The sequence below is a fragment of the Peribacillus deserti genome (genome assembly GCF_016909175.1).
Lineage (GTDB): Bacteria > Bacillota > Bacilli > Bacillales > DSM-1321 > Paraperibacillus > Paraperibacillus deserti.
Genome location: NZ_JAFBFI010000020.1, coordinates 36,168 through 57,076 on the forward strand (window position 1 = coordinate 36,168; position 20,909 = coordinate 57,076).

Consider the following 20,909-nt stretch of genomic DNA (forward strand, 5'->3'; position numbering starts at 1 on the left):
AAAAAAGGATATGTATTTGTATCACCTTAATTTGGAACGTTAATGGATAAGTCAGAAATCAAACATAAAGGGGTTACTAAGCATGAAGGTACTAGTTGTAGGAGCAAATGGGCAGGTGGGACAGCACCTTGTGCGGCTGCTAAGCGAAAATAATGATCACTCAGTCAGAGCTCTGGTACGGCAGGAAGAACAATTAGATTATTTTAAAGGTATTGGGGCAGAGGCAGTCCTAGCTGATTTAGAAGGAAGTGTGGAAGGGCTCGCAGAAGCAGCTAAAGGCTGTGATGCTGTGGTCTTTACAGCAGGTTCGGGAGGGAGTACTGGATCAGATAAAACCCTTTTAATCGATTTGGATGGAGCGGTTAAAACTATTGAAGCAGCTGAAAAATCAGGCATTAACAGATTTATCATGGTAAGTGCACTCCAGGCACATAATCGAGAAAATTGGAATGAACAAATAAAGCCCTATTATGTGGCTAAGCATTATGCGGACAAAGCTCTAGAAGCAAGCAGTCTGACTTATACAATCATACGGCCTGGCGGGCTTCTGAATGAGCCAGGCTCAGGAAAAATAGAAGCTGCAGAAAACCTGAAACGAGGAACAATATCGAGGGACGATGTGGCGAGCTGCATTATGGCCGCTTTAGATGAAGAACACACATTTAATCGGTCATTTGATGTTATTTCCGGAGAAGTGCCCATTAAAGACGCCTTAAAAAGAATTTAAAAAAGCGGGCCGCATGATAAGCATGCTGCCCGCTTTTTAGTCTATGAATTCAAGGCCATAAACGGCATATTTTATTATTAAAAGTGAAAAGCATATAAACATTTAGCAAATTGCTCAAAGGGAAGAGAGGCCTCACCTTCTATTTCCCCATTTCCGGAAACACTCACTTCCATATCCTTGCCCCATATCTGGCTGCTGTCATTATTAGGGTTGTAAAAGTAAACCCGGACATTTCCCAGCTGATCTTCACAGATTCTTTGAATCAATATCGCATGGGCTCCCAGCGGCTTATCATTCCGATCATAAATAATGACCCCTGCCGGCTGGGGAAGTGCATGCTGAATCGTATGCTGGAAACATGGGTGATAATAGTGTCTGAAAAGCATTAAAAAGTTCTGGCTATGATTGACGTCCATGAATCCAGGCAAAACACCATGTCCGTAAAAGTGTGGATTTATCCATTTGTGTGCATCCTCACCTCTGAATCCAGTCCGCTTCAGCATTTCAGCATAAATTGCATCTAAATGAGGAAGAAGGACCGCTGACGCTGAATCCATTGGAATGGTGAAGTTTATTTCAGATAATCTTAAATAGGAAGAACTTATTATCTGGCCCTCATAGGGGAGTGACACTGCCCCCGTAGTTATTGCTTCATGATAGATTTTCAGAAAGAATACAGGATTCTTTTGCGACCAGTAGCTTAGCGCCCTTGTCGACTGACAGGTTGGATTAAATCCTTGCCCAACGCCAAGCGGCTGCCCGAGTATGTTTATAAGCCCGGCTGCCAGGCATGCTTTTGCCTCTTGATCCGTCCTGCAGTGAAATACTTTCTGTATGAGTTGTTGTGTTGAAAAATCAGGTTCGGAGGATATGACCTGGCGTATTGCCTTGTTAAGCTCTTCTGTGAAAATATCCCTTTCCAGCATTTTTGATAATCCATATACCGCCTGCTTAGTCTTTTTATGAATGCCTGCAGTAATAAGTTCTTGTATTAGCGGAAAATGCTGCTTCAAATTTTTATTCCCCGCTGCTTTCAGACCTAATGAGGCGCCAATTAACCCTGGGGCATACTTATTTAGATGTGTCACTAGACAAGCATGGCTTGGTGAAACGAGGCCTGTATTTGCCATTGATAGGCTGAATTGCTCTGCTTCACGGGCTAAGGACTCATAGTTCAGCTGCTTTAGTTCCTCTTCGTACCGTTCCTCAAACTCTCTTGAGAAATGGGAGGGTGTGTGAACAGCATCTTTATACTTCTTAAACGATTCAGGCTGAATCTGATAATGCTTAAGAAGCACTGCTCCTGAGGCTATCAGCTTTTCAATTTTATCGGTTATTATAGGCCGTTGAACGGACAGTTTTTCAATTTCTTTCGTTACATATTCTAATGCACCATGGAAAGGATATCGGAGAGTGATAAATTCAAATAGTATTCGGGTTTGCTGGAATTCTGTCTGATTTATTCGGGCCTCTTCGGTTTCAGCAATAAAAAGTGAATCCAAATTGAGGGCTATTACTTCATTTAAATATAGGCGGGCTTTTTCGGCACTGAATGAAGGGTGGGGGTATATCCCGAGAGCTATGGCAAGTATTCGAAGATTGCTGCAGACCTCCGTAGTGGCAGCGGCGTTCCCGGCTTCCAGAGTTCCCCTGACTAAAGGGGGCTGGAGAAGATCCATATGTTCCCAGGGAGTCCCCTGGAAAAAATGGTGTTGATCTAACTGGGGAGCATAGGAAAATAAAGTTTCAAGTCCAGATAAACTCATAGTGAGCTCACTTGCTTTCAAAAGAATCTGGTCTCGCAGCAGGTTTCTCCTAGGTGACTTATCCTGCATGTACAAATGAACCAAGGGCAGCAGCGGGTCATCTTTCAGATTATTTAATAAGCCCATGATTTTCTTTCCTTTCGGTTTACAAAGCTTACTATAGTATAGACAAAAAGAGGGATAAATTTACAAGCTTTTACCAAAAAAGAAATAATGGGCATTATGGAGAAGGGTTGAGTGTATCCGGAATAACTATGAGCCGGGCAGGGGGAGAGTGGTTGGTAGAGGTGCCAACAATCCTTACGCAACATGCGAAAGCAAGGGGGCATAGAGCCTGAATAAGCATATGTGATAAAGGAAAGCGTAAATCCCGAAAAGACATAAGGTGTTAAAGGAAAGCATGAGACTCAGAATCTTGAGTAGAATCCTGCCAATTATAAGGATAAGCATAAAAGGCTAAAACTAAAGCATAGAACTCGCAAACTTAAGCATAAAATTCACAAACTTAAGCATAGAACGTATAAACTTAATCATAGAATTCACAAACATAAGCATAAACTCCTGAACATAAGCATAAGCCATTTAAATCATAACTAAATTTTTCTAAACACCGCCAAAACCTCTAGAAAATTCAATATTCCACTTCACTTTATGACTGCTTTATTAATAAAATACTACTAATTGGTTAATTCCTTCATTTATTTTACACAAAAAATCCCTTTTAAAAAGTTCGGACAAAGCCCTCCTTCAAAACAATGGGTATATGAGGCTAAAACTATTTTTTATGTGGCTATAACATCAATTTATGTGGCTAACTCGATATTTTATGTGTCTGTCTATCGAGCTTAACGTATTATCCTGCCAGTCTATACACTGCCTGAGGAATCCCGCGGCTCACATGTTCTCAATTAGATAAAAAAACTATGCTCCCAAATCAGAGCATAGTTTTTTAACTGTTAAATCCAGGTATATGCTTCGCCCCAGCTTGTCTGGGCGATTCCTTTTATCTCAGCCACGATGCTGTCTTCCACCATATACGTATCTCCCTGCTCATACGGATTGTAATGGAATGCATACATGCGTGACACAAATTGATGGAAAGGCAGTGAGCATTCCCCTTCAAGCTCTCCATTTCCGGTAACGCTTGGCTCAATGCCCTGGCCCCAATTCTGGCTGCTGTCATTGTTAGGATTGTAGAAATAGATTCTGTATTCTCCGTTTGCATCTTCGGCAATTCTTTGAATGGACACTGCATGCAAGCCTAATAGGTTTCCATGGACATTGGTAATATAAATGCCGACAGGATTAGGGTAAATCAGCTCGTATCCTTCATTATAGTCCGGGTGATGGGTTGCATAGAATAAGCGGACAAAGGCATCAAACTCAGATACATATCCAGTGATAGGATCTATAAGATTTAAGAATCCTCTAGGAATCCACTCTCCATAAAATTCCGGATTCACCCATTTATGCCCGTCTTCACCGCGCAGTAATGTTTTCTTCATCATTTCATTATAAATTTTATCCAGGTGTGGAACGAGAACCTTTGAGACCGGATCTAAATCCTGGTGAATTTCTCCACCGGCTACTCCGCCTTCCAGCTGGCTTGAATGGATAACTTCACCTTCAAACGTCATATCAATATCATTATCGCGTGCACCGCGGGCAATATTTTCAAGCAGCTGTCCATTGCCATGCTGAGCCCATAAGCTGATGGCCCTTGCAGACTGGCAGGTAGGGTTTAATCCCTGGCCCACACCCAGCGGCTGGCCGAGAACACTAACGGTTCCCGCAACTAATATTCCATTTGCGGTAATGCCGTTTTTCCTATATAAAGGCTTTAATAAGCTGTTTCTGACTTGAGGATGGATATCCAGCTCTAATAGACGGCGGATAGCCGGGATTAGAGGCTCCTGGGTCAAAACTCCTCTGTCCAGCATCCTGCCCAGTCCATAAATAGCCTGGCAGGTCTGCGGATAGATCGAAAGTAGAATAATGTCCCGGATCAGTTCTTTGTTGGCATTATAGCTCGCGATGCCAGTTTCTGATAAATCAAGTGCTGCAGGCATTAAATCTGGTTTCGCTCTATTAATAAAACGGATAAAGGTAGCATGAAAAGGTGATACAAGGCCTGTGGCTTGTACAGATTTTGAGAATACTTCAGCCTCTTTTTCTAATACTTCTTCATCTGCTTCCTTTAATTTACTCTGATATTGCCGTATATCCGGAAACTCCGCACTAAGTGGAGTAGGGGAAGTAATAGCTTTTTCAAATTTTATAAGGGACTCTTTGGACTTTTCATCGATATCCGATTTAACCATATTCTTGGCCATTTCAATCATGCTTTTAATGCGGTCAACCATAATCGGCCTTTGGACAGTTAAACGTTCAATTTCTCCTACAATTTTATCTGCTATGGCGTTAAAGGACAGTTCGGCTCCTAAATATTGAAATAGGCGCTCTGCGCGTTCAATATGTTCTCCGGATTCAACCCTTGCAGCTTCCGTTTCAGGAGGGAAAAGCAAATCTAAATTCAATGCAAGCACTTCATTCAAAAATGATCTGGCCTCTTCCTGTGAAAGCTTACTATGCTGGTAATCCCCCTTAGCGATTGAAAGAAGACGCATTTCACTTAACAGTTCAATGATAGAGTTAACTCCTTTTAGCTTTAGGGAGCCACCTACTAAAGGCGGCTGTAGCTTTGAAGCATCCTCCCATGGCCCGGCATAAAAAACTCCCGCTTCATCATATTTAGAAGCATTTTCGTAGAGCGCATGAAGGCCGTCTTCTGTACCAGCCAATTCTGTAGCCAATTGAAACACATTGGTCTGATACATGCTTTTGGCAAAAGGCTTTGCCTGCTGTAACGAATCAAGGGCTGATTCGAATTTTTCAATAAGAGTAGATGTTTCTGTGGCCATCGTTTCTTTTCCCCCAGTCGCTAAAGGTAAAATATCATGTATTTCTAAATTTGGAGATTCGTTTTCAACTTCAGATCTTTCTAGCTCCTCATTCATTTCAACAGTGTTTCCGCTGAGATGAGGTTCCATATTACTGGCGTAAGCTTGTTCTTGAGGTGCATCTGTATCAGGAAGACTTTTCTCGGCTATAGCGGTTGAAGTCTCGCCGCCATCATTAGAAAAGAGCAGATGATACAGTCGTTTCCACCTATTATAAATAAAAGTCATACTTCTCGTATTGCTTTAATAAGCTTCTCATTTTTTCGCTGTCGTCTCCAAAGAAGAAGATGGTGCCGTAGTGGTTGCCGAATCCAACCCTCTCTGCGACTTTTGACGTAACAGGGATAAACATGTCATGTTTTTCAAAGTATGGATTCGTTTTCAATTCTTCGGGAACATTAAGACGTTCAATTAGTTTAACTTTAGGGTAAACCATTAAACTCCCAGCATAGCCTCTTGCAGAGGTTACTTCTTCCGGGAAAAATGCTTGAAGCTCCTCCTCGGTTGTATCCGGATCGCTGCAAAGTATCTGCGCTTGGAATGCACTGAATCCATAGGCACGTTCAATCAGCTCGAATATATGGCCTCCTGGTACACGGGCAGCCACTTCCCCAAAATTCAATGTTCCATCAGCCGCAATGAAGTACTCAGGGTGAATGACACCATATTTAATTTCAAATGAATCTACGAGCTTTTGTACTTCTTCTCTAATTCTTGGACGCCATTCCTCTAAAGCAGGGGATGCCGGTATAAAGTTTGAATGGCCCAGCTGTACATATTCTGTAATATTCAGAAATTGAATCTTGCCATTATGGATGAAGGCTTCACATGAGAATTCCTGTCCATCCAGATGGCTCTCCATCAGGCAGGGAAATTCAGTGTCGCCCATTAAGTCTATATCCTGTGCATCGCGGATCAGGCGGTGTCCTACTGTGCCGGCTTTATTTAACGGCTTAACGTGGATAGGATCATTTACATCGCCATCCATTTTAATAAGAGCCTCATTCATCCTTTTCAAAAAGCGGTATACATCATCCTTCGTGTAAGCCTCTTCAAATACACCTACGCGAATTCCAGCCATTTGGGCTTTACGTTTCATTAAACCTTTATCTCTTAGAAGAAGTGAGCGGTTAAATATTCGGGGATCGTTATTGAAATGTGCATTCAGTGCGCCGGCCCATTCAACGGTTTCTTCATAAATCGGCACAGCTACCTTAGTATTCAAAGCTGCCAGTTTTTCGTATAACTCGATGGAACGTTCGTTCAACTGTTCGAAGTCCCAGGCAACAAATTGGATGCCGTTTTTATCTGCAAACTCCTGGAAGTCTGGGGGACCGACCACGACATATGGTTTGTTCAGCTTATCGATTGCCTCAATAGCCGGCAAACTCCAGCCTAAGAGAGCCGTTAATTTAGTTTCTTGGATTTCAGATTTATCCATCCTTGTTCCCTGCCTTTTTAATAGAGTAAAAGAATCTTAACGAACTATATATTTCCTAAACTAAAAGTTTTCAAACATATTTTTTTAAAAAAGGTTTAATGGGTAAAAAATATTGGTATTAGAAGATAGATTTAATAACTTTAAAGGAGTTGCCACGGACAATGACTGAATGGTATAGCAAGCTGAGAGAATATTTCCCTGAAAGAGAGATGAAATCGGAGGCGCAAATGAAAATCTTATTCTCCGATAAAGAAACGTATAAGCGGGAGACTGGTCCTGAACATGTTCTCATCTATCTCGAAAAGGAAGATTTTATCTTTGTTGATTACATTCTGATAAGCGGAAAATACCGTGGAAACGGAATGGGCAGCACTCTCATAAGCCGGCTTAAAAAGAAAAATAAGCCAATTCTCCTTGAAGTAGAGCCAATTACACCATCAGATCCTGATAGCAAAAAGAGAGTTCAATTTTATGAGAGAAACAGCTTCAAAAAAGCTAATTCTATAATCTATCAGCGCCGCCATGTTATTACAGATGAATTAAATGACATGGATATCTTTTATTGGTCCCCAGAGCGTAAAAATGAGGAATGGGTTTTTTCTAAAATGAGAGAAGTATACACAGAAGTGCATTCATATAAAGCAGCAGATGTTTATGATAAAGAAATGCAAAAAGTGACTGAGGTTCTGTCTATAAAAGAAGACAACTGGAGTGTCGCAAAATAATTTGAAAATACAAGAATGTAAACGCTTAACACAATATGTTTTGCTGTTAACTTCTTATACTCAGAACTTCTATATTTAAGTGATGTTCAATATGGGAGGATTAAAGGGCTGCTAATGTGCAGTCCTTTTTCTTTTAGTTTTAACTGACTGAAGTTGTTGGTGAAGTCCAGAACTTTATAGAAGCTGACGGCCGAAAAATACAAAAACGATATAAGTACTATTTCTAGTATTGCAGGAGAAGAAGCTAAACCGGTAACTCTTCCTATAAAGGGTAAACCTTCATTAAGGGTTATTTATTCGTTATGAAAATAATGAAGTTAAGTCTTATCATGTTTATCTGCCTCAGAATATTTTCTCCCACCAGCCATGAGGAAGTATATTATAAAAAAAGCCGAAAAACATTCATTTATTAAAAAAGAAATTATCAATTAAATATCCATTTTCTTTATTGGTCTAATTAACCCGAACTTATCAAGAAACCTTCATGTATAATTAAAGGTAATTATAAGGAGGTGGGGCAATATGAAACCAGCTGAATTAATCGTATTAAATTTTGAAGAGATCAGAAGACGAAGCATTAAGGTCTGGAGATCTATTCCTACTGACTATTTAGACTGGAAGCCAGATGAAGAAGCGATGACATGCTTGGAAATGGTGCGTCATGTACTGGATTCAGAACATTACTACCATCTAGCTATTTTGAATAGGGGAAGCCTTGAGCATTATGATTCGCCTTTTGATAAACAGCCAATAGTTTCTATTGAACAAGAAATAACCCTTTCAGAACCTTTAAGGGCAAGCTTTATTGAAATGGCAGGATCACTTACCGCTGAGGATCTTTCCCATATTTTAATCGATCGTTCTGATTCTGGTTATATTAGGACTCTTGGAGATATGCTTCTCCGGGTCGGATATCATGAATCTATACATACTGGGCAGCTCCTGGATTATTTACGGACAGCAGGAGTTCATAGAGTAAACATTTGGGATTAATGGCAGGAGCCTAAAACGGACTGGAAATTGATTTGTAAAAATAGACCGTGTGTGGCTTATTTTTTTTTGCACTTATGGACCAAAGGGTTTTTGAAGGGAAATAACGGGAATTAAGATTATGTCATGGCAAGCCTTGGGAAAGATTTTTAAAGAGATAGGGAGATGGAAAAATGGCAAATGTTAATGTTGCGATTATTTATTATAGTTCTACAGGGACTAACTATCAATTATCCCGCTGGGCTGAAGAAGCTGTAACAGAGGCTGGGGCAGAGGTGCGACTGCTGAAGGTGAAAGAACTCGCTCCGGAAAGTGCAATTTCTCAAAATTCGGCATGGGAAAAACACTACAATGAAACAAAGGATGTGCCGGAAGCTTCGAATGACGATTTAGAATGGGCGGATGCCATCATTTTCAGTACTCCAACGAGGTTTGGAAATGTTCCAGCTCAGATTAAACAATTTTTGGACATGACGGGTGGACTGTGGGCACAAGGAAAGCTGGTTAATAAGGTTGTAAGTGCAATGAGTTCCGCGAGTAATCTGCATGGAGGACAGGAACAGACGATTACGGCTCTCTATACGACCATGATGCACTGGGGTGCCATTCTTGTTCCACCCGGTTATTCAGATCCTGTTACTTTTGGTGCTGGCGGTAATCCTTATGGCACCTCTGTAACGATAGACCAGGAAGGCAATATGAAAGAAGATGCAGAAGCGGCCGTTAAATTTCAGGCAAAAAGAACGATTGAAGTAGCAGGGTGGATTAAAGAAGGACAAAAAGAATAGTCTAAAGAGAGAATATCAGCAGATATTCTCTCTTTTTACAAATTAAAAATAAACGCCGGATTTTTTATTTGCTTTTTATCATGCGGCTGGTTTGAACCATAAAGCCGCGGGAATATATGAACTAACAAAAGCATGCTTAATATTGCTATGGAGAACTAAGCAAGCAACACTCTGAAGGCAGTTTGCTTATTCATTAGGACAACAATGATAACTGATTGGAGGGGAGCTATAGTGGTGAAACAAATGTGGGGCGCTTTAATAGCTGCCGCCATGCTTACAGGCTGCGGCCAGGCGGGAGAAGAAGCTGCAAGAAATACGGAAGGTGCAGCTCAAAAAGTAAAAGAGGAATCGAAAAAAGCAGTAAATGAAATAGACAAGAAAACACAGCCGGCCCAAGATAAAGTTAAACAGGAGGCCGACACCGCAAATTTGAAAGAGAAAACTAAACAGGCAGTCGATCAGGTGAAAAGCACGATGAACAATGCCAAAACTAAGGCAGAGAAAAAAATATTAGAGCCCGGGGAGCATGCATCCGTAGAACAAGATGCTTTTCTTGCTGAAACGGAAGGCGAATATGAAAAGCTTTATCAGTTTATTAAAATAAATGATTATGACGGAGTTTCTAATATGGTTAACGAGAAAAAGGCTGTTGAGCTGAAAAAAGGTACGAAAGTAAAAATTGTCAGCAGAGAAGCGATAAGGGCGAAGGTGCTGGTAGAAGATACCCAGAAAAAGGGCTTTATTCCAACTTCTCTTCTGCAGCCTAGTAAGTAAATAAAGAGTGGGAGGAGTTTTGCTATGCTTGGTATTGTATGGTCCATCGTGATTGGAGGCCTGATTGGGTGGATCGCACAAATGATTATTGGATATGGAGTACCAGGCGGGATTGTAAGATACATCGTATCGGGTTTTGCAGGTGCATGGTTAGGATCTATGCTGCTCGGAAGTTTTGGTCCAGCCACAGGAGGCTTTGCTATAATACCCGCGCTGATTGGTGCTATCTTATTTGTATTTATCCTGAGGTTATTTTTCAAAGGAAATCACAGTAAGCATTCAGGAGGATATATGTAAAACAAGTAAGTTTGATTTTGCATAGGACAAAGAGCATCGCATTTTAGCCAAAGGTGAAAAACCCCTGTCTTTATGGCGGGTTAAAATATATAAGGCGGAGAACTTTGTTCTTCGCCTTGTTTTAGTTTTATTACATCGTAAAAATAGCAGGATGGTCCAGAAAGGGAGCCGAGATTTCAATGTTTTCTTCAGTAATTGGATGAGTGAATTCAAGTTTACAGGCGTGCAAGGCTTGTCTTGATACAACAGGCTGGCCGCCATATAAAAGGTCGCCAACTAATGGATGTCCCACATAACTTAAATGAACGCGGATTTGGTGAGTACGCCCTGTATCCAGACGGCATTTTACAAGCGTTTGGTTTTTATCAGGAAGCACCTGTATCACTTCATAATGTGTTACAGCGTCCTGTCCCGTTGGAGAGACTCTTCTCCGCGAACCATGATGACGGTCTTTTCCAATCTTTTCGTTAATCGTGCCTTTTTTGTTCTTGATAAGGCCATGTACAAGAGCTATATAAGTCCGCTTAATTTTTCTTTCTTGTAAGTCCCGGTCGAGGATTGCTGCTGATAGCCGGTCTTTTGCAAATAAAATCGCACCCGTGGTATCTTTATCAAGCCGGTGTATATGGAACGGAAACTGGCTTTCACCATTAGAAAGCATATAGAAGGCTACTCCGTTTACCAGAGAATCCGTTTCTTCCGGCTGAGATGGATGTGTCTGTACGCCTGCTTTTTTATTCACAACGATAACATGATCATCTTCATATAAGACCTGTATATCCATATAAGTTTCTCTCTCTTTTTCTTCAGCATAAAGTAATGGCACCTGAAGCAAATCTCCTTTTTGTAAGATTTCACTCCATACAGCTGGCCTGCCTCTTAATACAACTTTCTTCCCCATCCTCCATTCGTGGGCCATCTTTTTAGGGACACGCCAGTATTCGGTAAATACCTGTTCCACGCTGTAACCTGCCCATTTCTCGGGAACCCATATATGTAAGGAAGAACCCTTCTTTTCAGTCTTAATCATACATTGCCACTTCTTTCCTATTTAAATTTTAGATAAATTTATTAATGCTAGCGGATTCATCCAGTTATTTGCATCTATTAAGTCCAAATTAACTAGATAATAGCCAAGTGGTTTAAATTTCCACCCTACTTTTGAATGATTTTATGTTATCCTAAAAAAAGGAAAACACAATATACAGAATAAACAGGATAAAATGCTTAAGGGTGGTTTTTTTCGTGAGAGTGGTTTTTGCTTCTACAATAGAACAAGAGCAGGAAATATCTGACCTAGTTCACTATTTTTATGAATCGGTTTTTCCTATGTATTTTACAAAAAGAGATATTTTGCAATTTAAAGAAATTGGAGTCCTGCAAACTACTACAAAAAGTTATGATTACTTTGGAACCTTAAAAGATGCTTTTCATGTTATGACCAGTTTAAATGTTATTTTAACAGTTTTAGAAAAAAAGAGAGTAAATATTGAGATGGCAGAAGAAAGACTTGAAGAGTTATTTTTTCATAATGCTAACCTGCTAAATAAATACGGCATTTATTTTCCTTTATCCTTCGATCAATTCAGCTACATACATACACCTACAAAGGATTTGAATTTATTTATTAATCCTGCTAATGAAATATTAGTGTGAGCTGCAGGAACTGCAAAAGGCCAATCGGGTCTATTGCAGTTCTTTTTTTCGAGAAGCCCCGTTATATGCTTTAAGTTTATGTTGTCCTTTTCTGATTCAATCAGCCCGCTCTCCGGTATACTATCAGGCATTCAGCTGGCTGTGAGAGCCGGTTCAAATACACATCATTTTTCATAATCCCCATAAAAAGCTGAAATCACCATAAATTTCCGGAACATCCCAAAATAACCCTCGTACATTTCATTTTTGCCCCATAAAATCACTATTACCCCTCATAAACGTGTCGGCCGCTAAAAAAAGCATCCATGAACTTGTCGATCAAGTGCACTCTATGGACCAAAAACTAGGAAGAATATGGTTTTTCATTAAGCATTATAGGTGAAGTAGTTTTGTATAAACTGTTCTTACCTTATTTTAGTCATCATCTCCTCTGCAAACTGAAGACATGAAAAAAGCTGGTTAAGGCGATTTTCGTTGCCTTAACCAGCTTCTTGTTATTTCAAGGTGTATTTATCAAACCATTTACTAAACACATTTTTCTCGTTATATCCAACAATGCGTGCAGTTTCTTTTCCATCCTTAAACTGGACGAGGGTAGGAGTAGATTCAATTCCATAGTCATCCCATCCTTGTTCGAATTCCTGCAGATTGTACTGGTCGATGTGAATGTCTTTGCTTTTCGCCAGCGGCATTAGTTCAGGTGTTGTTCTTTTGCAATGCGGGCATGTTGAGCTATAGAAATAGACAGTTGCATCTTCATTATTATCCAGCTTCTCTTTCAAATCTGCCGGAAGTATCAAATTTTTATAATTCGGATCATCCAGCTGATCGACGGTTGCAGGATTAAGTTCTTTTTTTCCATAAGGATTGTCTGCCGTCTTTTCTTTTTGCTGAATATTATTTACAGCGGCAATTCCGCCAAAAAGAGCAATGATGATGACCAAAAAGATAATAACTTTTTTCATGGATTTTTCAATCCTCCTTTGTGTTTTTCCAGACCAACAGACTTGTGATAAAGATCAGTATAAATGCTGTTAATGCCAGTAAAGGGATCGTTATGAATCCCAGCCAGTTTATGTAGTCTGATGTACAGGGAACTCGTCCGCATGCAGGGGCAGAATCAGTAAAGAATGTAACTTTCTGAATAAGAACATGATAAATAGAAATCAGGCCGCCTATACATGAAAGAATCATGGTGTAAAAACTTATTTTAAAGTCTTTTTTTACAACTGCAATTCCAAGAATCAGTGCCATAGGATACATCAAGATTCTTTGATACCAGCATAATTCGCAAGGCTCGTACCCTTTGATTTCAGAAAAATAAAGACTGCCGAACATTGCAATGACTGAGAAACCCCAGGCTAAGAAGAGCAGATTCTCCTTTTTTTTGTCAGTATGACTCATAGTTTCATCCCCGAATATTTGAATTAAAGGTAATCATGCTAAAATTATATGTGCTTATAGCTAGATTGTAAATAACAATTGCTTTTTACAAGAAACTGTCAGCAGAACTGATCTAAACATAAAGCATATTAACGGGGATCTAGAAGAAAAGATTGGCTCTTTGGGATATAGTCATCTCTTGATATAATGTTTCATAGTATTAGCCATACGCGCATCAGGAAATAGTTTAAGGGTCATAACTATACGGGTATTAAAAGTATCATATGAATTTGTCATTACATAAGGGGTGCAGATAGATGGACGAACTGGATTTACATAAATTTGAAAAAAAATTAAACATTCGGAATATAGAACACAAAGATATAGATGAGATTCTAGAAATGCAGCTATTGTGTTTTCCGGGAATGAGTCCTTGGAAAAGGGAGCATCTGGAGAGCCATCTTACGATTTTTCCGGAAGGGCAATTTTGTGCAGAATATGATGGCAAGATTATCGGGTCTTGTTCAAGCCTGATTATAAATTTTGATGAATATGATGACCGCCACTCCTGGGATGATGTAACGGATAATGGCTTCATTACGAACCATAATCCTGAGGGCTACAATTTATATGGCATAGAAGTCATGGTCCATCCAGAATTCCGCCGTATGAAAATTGGGCATCGGCTGTATGAAGCTAGAAAGGAACTGGTCCGCCAATTAAATTTAAAGAGTATTATCATTGGAGGCCGTATACCGAACTACCACAAATTTGCAGACGAATATACACCAAGGGAATATGTTCAGGAAGTGATCCTTCATAAGATTTACGATCCGGTCCTATCCTTCCAGCTGCTGAATGGATTTAGTTTAATGCGTATTAATCCGAACTACCTTCCCGATGATAAGCAGTCAGGCAAATATGCAACTTTAATGGAATGGAATAACATTGACTATCACCCGAAAACAAATCGATTCTTTAAAACATCTCAGCCTGTACGTATATGTGTGGTGCAGTATATGATGCGCCAGATCAGTTCATTTGATGATTTTGCTAGTCAGGTTGAATATTTTACAGATGTTGCTTCCGATGCGGGCGCTGACTTTGCTGTTTTTCCGGAGATTTTTACGAATCAATTAATGTCATTTCTCAGTGAACGGTCACCAAGTATGGCGGTAAGGAAGATCACTGAGTTTACGGAGCCATTTATCGAGCTCTTTACCGACCTTGCTGTTAGATATAATGTGAACATTATTGGTGGATCTCACTTTGTGGCGGAGGATGATGATAATATATACAACATCAGTTATCTTTTCCGGAGAGACGGAACAATCGAAAAGCAATACAAGATTCATATTACGCCTAACGAGCGGAAATGGTGGGGCATCAGCCCTGGAGATCAAGTCGAAGTGTTTGATACAGACTGCGGGAAAATTGCGATCCAAATTTGTTATGATATTGAGTTCCCTGAACTGGCAAGGATTGCAACCGACAAAGGCGCCAAGATTATCTTCACTCCTTTCTGTACGGAAGACAGACAAGGTTATCTGCGAGTTCGTTACTGCGCCCAGGCCCGTGCGGTTGAAAACCAAATTTATACAGTCATTTCCGGTACAGTCGGGAATCTGCCACAGACAGAGAATATGGATATCCAATATGCCCAGTCCGGGATATTTGCTCCATCCGATTTTGAATTTGCCCGGGATGGCATCGTAGGGGAGACCAACCCTAATATTGAAATGGTGTTGATCGGGGATGTAGATTTGGAAATTCTCCGCCGTCAGAGACAGTCCGGGACTGTTAACCAGCTGCGCGACCGACGTCATGATGTGTATAAGATACAATATAAAAAATAATGAAACTGCCTATCACAGCCTTGAAAAGGAAAAAAGGGCAGGCAAAAAAGAATGGGGGCTGACCCCATTCTTTTTTTAAGGTAAAATAATCTTTGACGTTGAAGGGATTCGAGTACCAAAGTAAGAATTAATATAGTAATACTTCATTTACTTAACAAATAGCTGGGAGATGATGAGATGGATTATAAACAAATCGCAGAACAATGGGAAGCGTTTTCCGAGCTTGACATCGAATTAAAAAATGAATTATTGGAACTAAAAAAGAATGAAAAAGCTTTAGAAGATGCTTTTTATAAAAATTTAGAGTTCGGCACAGGCGGGATGAGAGGAGAAATTGGCGCTGGAACCAATCGTATGAACATTTATACGGTCAGAAAGGCATCAGCAGGTTTGTCTGCCTTTATTTCTTCCTATGGAGAGGAAGCGAAAAAGCGCGGCGTTGTGATCGCTTATGATTCCAGACATAAATCTCCAGAGTTTGCTATGGAGGCAGCAAAGACTCTTGCCTCACAAAATATACAGGTCTATGTATTCGAAGGCCTACGCCCGACACCGGAATTATCGTTTGCTGTCAGAAAACTCCATGCATATGCTGGTATTGTTATTACAGCAAGCCATAATCCGCCAGAATATAATGGATATAAAGTATATGGCCCCGATGGTGCCCAGCTTCCGCCCGGGCCGGCTGATTCTGTGATCCAGTATGTTAATAATATCGAAAATGAACTCCTGCTTAATGTAAAGGAACAAGGTGAGCTGATGGAAATAGGGCTCATCAAAATGATTGGTGAAGAAATAGATGCAGCCTATAATGAACAACTCATGACTATTTCTGAAAACCCTGAGCTGGCAGCTTCTGTTGACTTAAATATTGTGTTTACTGCCCTGCATGGAACCGCCAATTTTCCAGTTCGAAGAGGACTCGAATCAATGGGGTACAAGAATGTATACATCGTAGAAGAGCAGGCAGAGCCCGACGCGGATTTCTCGACAGTTGCTTCACCAAACCCGGAAGAGCACGCTGCATTTGAACTGGCAATCCGAAAAGGAAAAGAAGTAAATGCAGATTTACTAGTGGCTGCCGATCCGGATGCTGACAGACTGGGTATAGCGGTAAAAAACCCAGAAGGAGAATACACTGTGCTCACAGGTAATCAGACCGGTGCTATTCTGCTTGAGTATCTTCTTTCACAGAAGAAGGAAAAAGGCACGCTTCCTGAAAATGGAATTGTTATGAAAACGATCGTAACATCTGAGATAGGCAGAACCATAGCTGAAGCATATGGACTGCAGGCAGAAGATGTTCTGACTGGATTTAAATTTATCGCTGAAAAAATTGGGCAGTATGAAGAGTCCAAGGAGCATACCTTCTTATTTGGCTATGAAGAAAGCTACGGGTATTTAATAGGCGATTTTGCACGTGACAAGGATGCAGTACAAGCTGCCCTGCTTGCGGCAGAAGTGGCTGCTTACTATAAAAAAAGAGGCATGACGGTGTATGAAGGCCTCAATGAAATATTTGAGAAGTATGGCACATATCTTGAAAGTCTGCGCTCTCTAACTCTGAAAGGGAAAGATGGAGCAGAACAGATTCAGCAGATTCTAACGGATTTTAGAAGCAATCCGCCCGAAGCATTAGCAGGCCTGAGAGTTACTCAAATGGAGGATTATCAAACAAGCACTAAACACAGCCTGGTTGAACAAACGAGCGAAGAGATTAATCTTCCAAAGTCAAATGTGCTGAAGTATTTTCTTGAGGATGGGACATGGGTTTGTTTAAGGCCGTCAGGAACAGAGCCGAAAATTAAGTTTTATTTCGGAGTGAATGATACTTCCCGAGAAAAAGCAGTTCAAAAACTTCAAAACGTAGAACAAGCCTTCATGGGTGTATCTTATATCGCTAAATTAATCTAAATAAAAAACTCAGCTGTCTCCATGTCAGCTGAGTTTTTTTAATGATTAGCTTTCCTTACGTTTTACATAAGGGATTACCAACCCTGCGTTACAACGATTCGACCCGGGAAGTGCGGAGAATAGCAGAGCCTCGTATGGAAATGCTATACACAATTCTGTCTACCCGTATAAGACCAGCTCATCAGCCAATTTTGCTGATGCATGGTCAATATATCTTAATAAACCATAAAGGTGTTTTTCAATTACTGAGTAATCCTTTTCGAAATGGTAAGAGTGAAGGAACATCTCAATTTTCTTAGATAAAAACTGATCCTTAGTCCTGACCATTAATATTAAAAGATTATCCCACTCAGACCTGTGGGTGTAGTAAAGGGCCCGGTCATAATCCACTTTAGTCATCTTATTTCCTCCTTTTTAGGAGTTAATAGTAGTGTATGCTGTTTCTGTTCTTTGTTCCTCAGAAAAACTTGGTCATTCAGCAGGAGCGGCATTGTTTGTTTTTCCCTGAATGAAAACATTGAGCATGAGGGAACAATAGCATATCTATAAGTTTCAGCTGGCAGAAGTCCATATTATTTCATTAACTTAACAATTAAATGGGAACAAACTGTTTTTTCCTTAGCCGCTCGTCATTTTCTCTTATCTTTTACATACATTGTGGTAAGAAGAAAAGGGGGAGAGGCAAGTGCGGGAATCTGACCAAAAAGCCCTTGAATATGCCATTAATGAAATTACGGAAATTGCTACAGGTTTTGGGCTCGACTTTTATCCGATGCGGTATGAAATATGTCCCTCAGAAATTATTTATACATTTGGAGCTTACGGAATGCCGACCAGATTTTCTCATTGGAGTTTTGGAAAGCAATTCCATAAGATGAAGCTGCATTATGATTTAGGATTAAGTAAGATTTATGAGCTGGTCATTAATTCGGACCCTTGTTATGCTTTTTTACTGGATTCCAATTCCCTTATTCAAAATAAATTAATTGTTGCCCATGTTCTTGCACACTGCGATTTCTTCAAAAATAACGTCCGATTTCAAAATACAAAGCGGGATATGGTAGAAAGCATGGCAGCTACTGCAGACCGAATCCGGCAGTACGAAATTCAATACGGGAAGGAAGAGGTCGAATCTTTCCTGGATGCCATTCTTGCTGTTGAAGAACATATAGATCCTTCATTAATGAGGCCAAAGCTAAGCTGGTCCCTGCATGATAGTGAAGATGAGTCGAGTGAGAAAACAATATCCACCCCATATGATGACCTATGGAAACTAGATCAGAAAAACTCTGTAGAAAAACCAGAAAAACGAAAAACTCAAAAATTTCCACCTAAGCCGGAAAAAGATATTCTCCTCTTTATTGAGCAATACAGCCGGCATCTGTCTGAATGGCAGCGTGATATTCTTACCATGATGCGTGAGGAAATGCTGTATTTCTGGCCGCAGCTGGAAACGAAGATTATGAATGAGGGCTGGGCATCTTACTGGCATCAGCGGATACTTCGGGAACTTAATCTAACGAGCAGCGAATCCATTGAGTTTGCTAAACTGAATGCAGGAGTGGTGCAGCCTTCACGAACCAGCATCAACCCATATTATTTAGGCCTGAAGATATTTGAGGATATTGAAGAACGCTACAATAATCCTACAAAAGAAATGAAGGAACGTGGAATAAAGCCAGGATCAGGCCGTGAACAAATGTTTGAGGTTAGAGAAATTGAGTCAGATATCTCTTTTCTAAGGAATTATCTCACCAAGGACCTTGTCATGAGAGAAGATATGTACTTATTCCAAAAGCAGGGGAAAGAATACAAGGTTGTTGATAAGCAGTGGGAGCATGTACGTGACCAGCTTGTCAGCATGCGGGTCAATGGGGGCTTTCCATTTATTACAGTCAACGATGGAGACTATTTAAAAAATGGGGAGCTGTATCTAAAGCATTGGTTTGAAGATATCGAATTAGATGTAAAATACCTGGAAAAAGTACTCCCATATCTACATCAGCTTTGGGGCAGGCCTGTGCATATGGAAAGCGTATTTGAAGGAAGAAATATTGTGTTCAGCTACGATGGGAAAGGTGTACATCGGAAGTATATATAAAAAAAAGAACTGCTGTTTAAAAGACAGTAGTTCTTTTTCTTAGGTGATAAAAAACCTTTATTTTCCTAAAAATGAGGGTACTATAGCATGGATTAGAGAGAAAATGAGCGGTCTTCTATTTTACATGAATGAATGGATAGTATTTTAGAAACAAATTAACTCTGTAATTTGTGGAGGATGCCATGAATGATACAAATTTTTTTCTTGCATCATTAATTCTTTGGCTATTACTACTTTCGGGAACTGTTTATCTAATTTTAAAGCAAAAGCAAACATATCGAGTTGGAATATTATCACGTTCTATATTAAACATTGGTTTATGTATAATTATTTCTTCCCTTTGGTTTTATTCGATCGCCATTGATGGGATAAGTCATGATATGGGGTATGATATGCCAGCAATACTCCTTGAAGATATTGCTTTGACCTTAAACTGTACTACGAATTTTTCACGTCAAAACAACAGTGTATTTAATATAGACTAAAATAAAGTTCACAAAAATGTCACTTATGTAAAAATTTTCGTGCATATATAATTACATTTATTCTCTAAAGAAAGGATGTTTTTATTTTGCCCAGTAATAAAAAAGAAGGCATTATTTTCGGGTTATTTATGTGTTTTGGAATGGTTCTTATTATGTCAGTTTACAACACAGTTTTACACGGATTTTCATCGTTTACAGTAGGGAGTGCAGTGATACAATTTGTTGTAACACTTATCGTCGCTTTTATAGCAGAATCATTAGTTGAACCGAAAGCGCGTAAAATTGCATTATCACTACCTTATAAGAAATCGAAAGAAATCAACTTTATTGTGGCGCTTGCTTTTTGTATGGTCCCTATGATGGTTCTTATTATGTCAGTATACGGTCTTATTTTAACAGCGTTTATGACAGGAATTGAAGGTTTAATTTTCAGAGCATACATTAAAACAGTAGGTCTAAACTTCATGGTGGCTCTTCCATCGCAGTTACTAATAGTGGGACCAATATCACGTTGGCTTTTAGGTAAATACATTAAACCATCGAAGCAAAAGCCAGAATTTAACCTGTAAAAACCAGCAAGCTGCATTCTGGCAGCTTGCTGGTTTAAGGTGTTTTAGGCAGCAATTCTATTTTATCCCACGAGGACTGTTCGGAAAAATGCTATGGATACTGAGCATTCACCCATATTTACTTACAATATAAAACAACTGAAGAAATCAATTTCGGTGAGTTCAATTTAAATGAAACAGGATGGGCTCACAAGGACCTATGGGTAGATAATTTACTGCGAAAAGCAAATAAGTGAAGTTCTAGGTTTTGATAGAGGCGGTTTCTTATCGTAAGGACCATTAGTTTATTGAAATCGACGAACAAGATTATGTAGTTAATAGTTATTGAACAGAGCTGTCCTTTAGAAAGCTTTTTTCTGTGAAAATAAAAAAAGAACTAGGAATCAATCCTCTCCAAAGTAATCTAGAAGGGTAAAAAAGGCAACACGAAAATAAGGGTGTGCAGTTGGATTTTTAAAACACACTCCCGGAAAAAAT

Annotated in this window: 19 protein-coding genes; 12 read left to right on the forward strand and 7 right to left on the reverse strand. The window is 39.8% G+C overall.

Going from position 1 to position 20,909, the window contains the following annotated elements; genetic code table 11:
- Window positions 1-82 precede the first annotated feature (82 nt).
- A complete protein-coding gene (locus JOC77_RS17820) occupies window positions 83-727 on the forward strand; it encodes an SDR family oxidoreductase (RefSeq protein WP_204546231.1) in 645 nt (214 codons plus the stop codon).
- Window positions 728-804: 77 nt separating this feature from the next.
- On the opposite strand, the gene JOC77_RS17825 is transcribed toward JOC77_RS17820, so the two are convergent.
- From JOC77_RS17825 to JOC77_RS17835, 3 genes are all read right to left on the reverse strand, one after another.
- Window positions 805-2,619 carry a hypothetical protein gene (locus JOC77_RS17825; RefSeq protein ID WP_204546232.1) on the reverse strand — a complete coding sequence of 605 codons (1,815 nt, stop codon included), beginning with the start codon at window positions 2,617-2,619 and terminating at the stop codon, window positions 805-807.
- Window positions 2,620-3,449: 830 nt separating this feature from the next.
- Window positions 3,450-5,681 carry a hypothetical protein gene (locus tag JOC77_RS17830; protein WP_239558878.1) on the reverse strand — a complete coding sequence of 744 codons (2,232 nt, stop codon included), beginning with the start codon at window positions 5,679-5,681 and terminating at the stop codon, window positions 3,450-3,452.
- Window positions 5,665-6,894, reverse strand: a complete 1,230-nt coding sequence (locus JOC77_RS17835) for an ATP-grasp domain-containing protein (protein WP_204546234.1) — start codon at window positions 6,892-6,894, stop codon at window positions 5,665-5,667. The genes JOC77_RS17830 and JOC77_RS17835 overlap by 17 nt, the downstream gene beginning before the upstream one ends.
- A gap of 161 nt (window positions 6,895-7,055) precedes the next feature.
- Between JOC77_RS17835 and JOC77_RS17840 the strand changes: the two genes are divergently transcribed.
- From JOC77_RS17840 to JOC77_RS17860, 5 genes are all read left to right on the forward strand, one after another.
- The gene (locus tag JOC77_RS17840; protein ID WP_204546236.1) at window positions 7,056-7,619 is read left to right on the forward strand and encodes a GNAT family N-acetyltransferase; all 564 of its coding nucleotides are present in this window, start codon (window positions 7,056-7,058) and stop codon (window positions 7,617-7,619) included.
- A 522-nt stretch (window positions 7,620-8,141) separates the two neighbouring features.
- Window positions 8,142-8,612 (forward strand): DinB family protein, encoded by a 471-nt coding sequence (locus tag JOC77_RS17845; protein ID WP_204546238.1) that lies wholly within the window; start codon window positions 8,142-8,144, stop codon window positions 8,610-8,612.
- Window positions 8,613-8,782: 170 nt separating this feature from the next.
- A complete protein-coding gene (wrbA, locus tag JOC77_RS17850) occupies window positions 8,783-9,397 on the forward strand; it encodes an NAD(P)H:quinone oxidoreductase (protein ID WP_204546249.1) in 615 nt (204 codons plus the stop codon).
- Window positions 9,398-9,631: 234 nt separating this feature from the next.
- Window positions 9,632-10,171: a hypothetical protein gene (locus JOC77_RS17855; protein WP_204546263.1), complete on the forward strand. Its 540-nt coding sequence runs from the start codon at window positions 9,632-9,634 to the stop codon at window positions 10,169-10,171.
- 24 nt (window positions 10,172-10,195) lie between these two features.
- A complete protein-coding gene (locus JOC77_RS17860; RefSeq protein ID WP_204546265.1) occupies window positions 10,196-10,468 on the forward strand; it encodes a GlsB/YeaQ/YmgE family stress response membrane protein in 273 nt (90 codons plus the stop codon).
- A 130-nt stretch (window positions 10,469-10,598) separates the two neighbouring features.
- On the opposite strand, the gene JOC77_RS17865 is transcribed toward JOC77_RS17860, so the two are convergent.
- Complete coding sequence (locus JOC77_RS17865; RefSeq protein ID WP_204546268.1) at window positions 10,599-11,498, reverse strand: RluA family pseudouridine synthase; 900 nt, start codon at window positions 11,496-11,498, stop codon at window positions 10,599-10,601.
- A 215-nt stretch (window positions 11,499-11,713) separates the two neighbouring features.
- Between JOC77_RS17865 and JOC77_RS17870 the strand changes: the two genes are divergently transcribed.
- Window positions 11,714-12,124, forward strand: a complete 411-nt coding sequence (locus JOC77_RS17870; protein WP_204546271.1) for a DUF5365 family protein — start codon at window positions 11,714-11,716, stop codon at window positions 12,122-12,124.
- A 494-nt stretch (window positions 12,125-12,618) separates the two neighbouring features.
- Here the strand turns inward: JOC77_RS17870 and JOC77_RS17875 are convergent, their stop codons facing one another.
- Window positions 12,619-13,089, reverse strand: coding sequence for a thioredoxin family protein (locus JOC77_RS17875; RefSeq protein WP_204546274.1), 471 nt, complete (start codon window positions 13,087-13,089; stop codon window positions 12,619-12,621).
- A 7-nt stretch (window positions 13,090-13,096) separates the two neighbouring features.
- A complete protein-coding gene (locus JOC77_RS17880) occupies window positions 13,097-13,528 on the reverse strand; it encodes a disulfide oxidoreductase (protein ID WP_204546291.1) in 432 nt (143 codons plus the stop codon).
- 296 nt (window positions 13,529-13,824) lie between these two features.
- Between JOC77_RS17880 and JOC77_RS17885 the strand changes: the two genes are divergently transcribed.
- A complete protein-coding gene (locus JOC77_RS17885) occupies window positions 13,825-15,363 on the forward strand; it encodes a bifunctional GNAT family N-acetyltransferase/carbon-nitrogen hydrolase family protein (RefSeq protein ID WP_204546293.1) in 1,539 nt (512 codons plus the stop codon).
- A gap of 177 nt (window positions 15,364-15,540) precedes the next feature.
- The gene (locus JOC77_RS17890; protein ID WP_204546301.1) at window positions 15,541-17,277 is read left to right on the forward strand and encodes a phospho-sugar mutase; all 1,737 of its coding nucleotides are present in this window, start codon (window positions 15,541-15,543) and stop codon (window positions 17,275-17,277) included.
- Window positions 17,278-17,436: 159 nt separating this feature from the next.
- Here JOC77_RS17890 and JOC77_RS17895 read toward each other — a convergent pair whose 3' ends face one another.
- Window positions 17,437-17,676, reverse strand: coding sequence for a YhdB family protein (locus JOC77_RS17895; RefSeq protein WP_204546304.1), 240 nt, complete (start codon window positions 17,674-17,676; stop codon window positions 17,437-17,439).
- Between the two features lie 286 nt (window positions 17,677-17,962).
- On the opposite strand from JOC77_RS17895, the gene JOC77_RS17900 reads away from it, so the two are divergent.
- The 3 genes from JOC77_RS17900 (at window position 17,963) to JOC77_RS17910 (ending at window position 20,432) form a co-directional block, all read left to right on the forward strand.
- Complete coding sequence (locus JOC77_RS17900) at window positions 17,963-19,378, forward strand: SpoVR family protein (RefSeq protein WP_204546307.1); 1,416 nt, start codon at window positions 17,963-17,965, stop codon at window positions 19,376-19,378.
- Window positions 19,379-19,560: 182 nt separating this feature from the next.
- Complete coding sequence (locus JOC77_RS17905; protein WP_204546309.1) at window positions 19,561-19,863, forward strand: hypothetical protein; 303 nt, start codon at window positions 19,561-19,563, stop codon at window positions 19,861-19,863.
- Window positions 19,864-19,949: 86 nt separating this feature from the next.
- A complete protein-coding gene (locus JOC77_RS17910) occupies window positions 19,950-20,432 on the forward strand; it encodes a DUF2798 domain-containing protein (protein ID WP_204546312.1) in 483 nt (160 codons plus the stop codon).
- Window positions 20,433-20,909 lie beyond the last annotated feature (477 nt).